This is a genomic window from Actinomyces minihominis (genome assembly GCF_900187855.1).
GTDB lineage: Bacteria > Actinomycetota > Actinomycetes > Actinomycetales > Actinomycetaceae > Scrofimicrobium > Scrofimicrobium minihominis.
Genome location: NZ_FYEG01000018.1, coordinates 1 through 3,434 on the forward strand (window position 1 = coordinate 1; position 3,434 = coordinate 3,434).

Genomic DNA, 3,434 nt, shown 5'->3' on the forward strand with positions numbered 1-3,434 from the left:
TTCATTTGGGGCGTCGGGCGGTGGTGTTGATCGCTCGGAGTCAGGATTACGTGTTGGGCTGGTACCTAGCGCGGACGGAGAACTCTAGGGCGTGGGCTGCTTTGATGTCTCGTATCGCCCCTCCTGATGTGGTGGTCACTGATGGTGGGTCTGGGTTTGAGAAGGCACGCCGCATGGTTTGGCCAGACACGGTAGTGCAACGCTGTGTGTTTCATGCTTTCAACCAGATCAAGACTGGCACCACCCGCAGGCCGCGCCTGCTGGCGGGTAAGGAGTTGTATGCCTTAGGGCTGCGCTTGTTGCGGTTAGATACCTCGGAAGCGGCTGGGGTATGGGTTGATGATTATGTGGCGTGGTGTGTGCGGTGGGGGTCTTTCCTAGAGGAGAAGACCTGGGTTGATGGGCAACTGCGGTTGACGCATGAGCGCCTGGTGCGGGCTCGTAACGGGGTGAACCGCCTTTTAGAGGCGGGAGTGTTGTTCTCTTATCTAGACCCAGTCTTGTGTGAGGCGGGGGTGGTGGCTTCAACAAATAACTTGATCGAGGGTGGCACGAACGCGCCGTTGCGATCAGTGTTGCGTGATCACCGGGGGATGAGATTGATGCGGCGGGTCAAAGCGATCTATTGGTGGTGCTACATGCATACCGAGAATCCGCTGCCAGCAGCCCAGGTGTTGAAAGTGATGCCCACTGACGCGATGATCCAGGCCCGCTATGACGCTATCAACGAGGTAGAACGCCACCACCGTAGTATCAGCCACTTCGGAGACGCGATCGCTTGGCACGAACTCCACAAAGCAGGCTCTTACCGCATCGACTGGGACTAACCCCCAGCAACACCAAATGTCCTATAAGCCCCATTTCGGGCCACCGGCCAGCCAATCCGTTTACTCACCGCTGCCGCCAGTTCCTCTGACGGATCAGACGGCGATCGCCACCCAGAAGCTCTCCGATGACATTGCCCAGCGCGCCCACCTGTTGTAGGACGCGGCCAAGGCTCTGGCCGAAGAGGCCGCGGCAGAGCAGGAGCTGGCAAGTGCGCAGAAGCGGGCCACAGATGCGAAAGCCGCGGCGCTGGCCGCGGAGGAAGAGGCGCACCTGACCCCTGCCGGGAATGCCATCAAGTCCAGTTCGCCTGCTCCGGCCGATCCCCCTGTGGAGACTGCCGGTTCAACTGACCCGACTGAGGATCCGGAAGCGAAGTAAGTTCCTATTTCCAGGAGGGTCCGGTTGTGAGGGGAGCTCCCTTCGGAACCGGGCCCTTCTGATGGGATAGTGGGCCAGGGTCGTCCTCGGCCACACTCTTCGCGATTCGGATCTAATTTTCGAACCTCCTCAAGAGACCGAAAAAGTACTTATAGTTAGTAAATATAAGTGATATCGTGGCCGCATGAAGAGGCGAGATCAGATCAACTCTGCAGCGATAATCGTTGATATTGTCGGTTCGCGTGTTCTCCAGAATCGACAAGCTGCACAGGAAGCTATCATGCGTGCTTTCGAGCAAGCGGAACGGATGGTGCCACCTATCGTGGCTGTGCAGGCGACGGTTGGGGATGAATTTCAAGGCGTGTTCGCCAGTGTGTCTGATGCCCTTCTGGTCACGCTTATCGCCCAGGTCAGTCTCTCAGGAGAAGCAGAGATCCGCTGTGGCATCGGTTGGGGAGAGTCGATTGAGCTTCCGTCTAGTGGGGATGTCAAACTTCGCGATGGGTCTGCATGGTGGAATGCGCGCGAGGCGATTGACACAGCCCACCTTCGAAGCGATTCAGGGTTCGCATCTGCGCGAAACTGGTGCATCGGATCGCCACTCCAAGGGGGCGTTAATGCCTATCTGGTCATGCGGGATCACGTCGTGTCCCGAATGACTTCACGCGAACGACGAATTGCGGCTGCTCACTGCCTCGGTCTAACGCAGAAGCAGGTTGCTCAGCTTGAGAAGATCAGCCAACCAGCGGTCTCCATGGCACTGCATAAAAGCGGTGCTGCGGCTATTCTTTCTGGCCTCCAAGAGTTGACTCAGCAGTTGAGGGTCGAAGAATGCTGATGGGATTGTGGCTCACCGTCTGGGGTGCGGGGTACTTGCTTTCCTTGGTGCGGAGCCGAGGACTCTTCGCGGTGTTAACTATTGCCAGCTCAGTTCTCCTTGGATCCCTCCTTCAGTACTGTCTTGTCGAGGCGCCACTTGGGATCGTCCTTGCTTCGTCGTTCGCACTAGTTATCTCTGCAGCTAGCTGGCGATTCCTCATTGCGCACGGTTGGCGCTGGGAGATTTCACTCTGGGTGGTGATGCTTGGCGGGGCGGCCATACTGGTCGCGATTGGGTCCGTTGCAGCTGCTCCAGCTTGGTTGAAGCTTGCGGCATGCACAGGCGTGCTCGCCCTCATCGGAAGCCCGGCGAACCGTTTGTGTCGGACCGTGCTTGATACCCACTACCCAAGGGACACCGAGGGAGACGTGCGAGAGACGGAGACCTCCGGGGAAAAGTTGCGTGGTGGCCGGATCATTGGACCCCTAGAGCGCGTGCTTCTCGTGACCTGAGGACTCTCAGGTGCCACTCCGATCGTTGTGGCACTGATTGCTGCGAAAGGAATCGTCAGGTTTCCCGAGATCTCAGCAGATGGTGCTGGCCTCAAGGCGGAGGAGTTCCTCATTGGCAGCTTCGTAAGTTGGAGTGGCTCTGGCGGCTGTCCTTGCATTGGGGGTTGTGCTGTAGTGCAGGGATCAAGGCACCCACTTGATCCCGCTAGTTGATCAGCCCCGGACTGCGGAATGCGTTCGCCAGTCCGTCCGCATCAATGTGGTCGGTGACGAGGTCGGCCGCTTCTTTCAGTCGCACTGAGCCGTTCCACATGGCGACACCCGTGCCGACGAACTCAAGCATCTCGAGGTCGGAATCTCAAACCTGTAGTTGACGACGGATCCGTCGATGTCGAGCAGGATGACCCTTGAGTTGGGGCTGTCAGCCATGGGACCTCCGAGTATGGGGCGATTTGGCGGCCGGCGGTTGGATCTGAACCTGTTCCACTCTAGTTATCGACCACCTGGTGGGTGCTGACAAAGCTGAGTCGGGGTGAAAATGTGATCTGGATAGCCTCTTAGTCTCTGGAGTTGTACTTAAAGGGGCCTGCTCCATATACTTTCGGAGGTAACAAACCAAGCGCCTGTGGCTCAATGGATAGAGCATCTGACTACGGATCAGAAGGTTGGGGGTTCGAGTCCCTCCAGGCGCGCAGAATCCCCGCCGGTGAGACCCACCGAGCGGGGTTCTCTCTTTCGTGGGTCATTCTCGGCAAATCTCTCAAGTGTTGGCTTATAGGACAGCTGGTGTTGCTCGCGGGTCGGGTTGTGCTTGTGATGGTGCGACAAAGTCGGGGTTGAAGTTGGTGGTTGCCAACTTGAAGGTCGGACAGTTTGTGTTGCTGTGGGGTTTAGTT

The 3,434-nt window shown here is 57.7% G+C and carries 5 protein-coding genes and 1 tRNA gene; 5 read left to right on the forward strand and 1 reads right to left on the reverse strand.

Annotated elements, in window-relative coordinates; genetic code table 11:
- Positions 1 to 5: 5 nt before the first annotated feature.
- The 4 genes from CS903_RS09180 (at position 6) to CS903_RS09195 (ending at position 2,538) form a co-directional block, all read left to right on the forward strand.
- Complete coding sequence (locus CS903_RS09180; protein ID WP_277984890.1) at positions 6 to 827, forward strand: IS1249 family transposase; 822 nt, start codon at positions 6 to 8, stop codon at positions 825 to 827.
- Positions 828 to 843: 16 nt separating this feature from the next.
- A complete protein-coding gene (locus tag CS903_RS09415) occupies positions 844 to 984 on the forward strand; it encodes a hypothetical protein (protein WP_164996728.1) in 141 nt (46 codons plus the stop codon).
- Positions 985 to 1,390: 406 nt separating this feature from the next.
- On the forward strand, positions 1,391 to 2,044 hold the full coding sequence (locus CS903_RS09190; RefSeq protein ID WP_099333253.1) for a SatD family protein: 654 nt from the start codon (positions 1,391 to 1,393) through the stop codon (positions 2,042 to 2,044).
- Positions 2,038 to 2,538, forward strand: a complete 501-nt coding sequence (locus CS903_RS09195; RefSeq protein WP_099333254.1) for a hypothetical protein — start codon at positions 2,038 to 2,040, stop codon at positions 2,536 to 2,538. The genes CS903_RS09190 and CS903_RS09195 overlap by 7 nt, the downstream gene beginning before the upstream one ends.
- Positions 2,539 to 2,743: 205 nt before the next feature.
- Here the strand turns inward: CS903_RS09195 and CS903_RS09200 are convergent, their stop codons facing one another.
- Positions 2,744 to 2,881, reverse strand: coding sequence for an HAD hydrolase family protein (locus CS903_RS09200; protein WP_099333255.1), 138 nt, complete (start codon positions 2,879 to 2,881; stop codon positions 2,744 to 2,746).
- A gap of 276 nt (positions 2,882 to 3,157) precedes the next feature.
- Between CS903_RS09200 and CS903_RS09205 the strand changes: the two genes are divergently transcribed.
- Positions 3,158 to 3,230, forward strand: a tRNA-Arg gene (locus CS903_RS09205).
- Positions 3,231 to 3,434: the final 204 nt, after the last annotated feature.

Bases quoted from the DNA above. Each gene is read 5' to 3' on its own strand.
- CS903_RS09415 (WP_164996728.1), top strand. From the start codon at position 844: ATGTCCTATAAGCCCCATTTCGGGCCACCGGCCAGCCAATCCGTTTAC.
- CS903_RS09195 (WP_099333254.1), top strand. From the start codon at position 2,038: ATGCTGATGGGATTGTGGCTCACCGTCTGGGGTGCGGGGTACTTGCTT.
- CS903_RS09200 (WP_099333255.1), bottom strand. From the start codon at position 2,881: ATGCTTGAGTTCGTCGGCACGGGTGTCGCCATGTGGAACGGCTCAGTG.
- CS903_RS09190 (WP_099333253.1), top strand. From the start codon at position 1,391: ATGAAGAGGCGAGATCAGATCAACTCTGCAGCGATAATCGTTGATATT.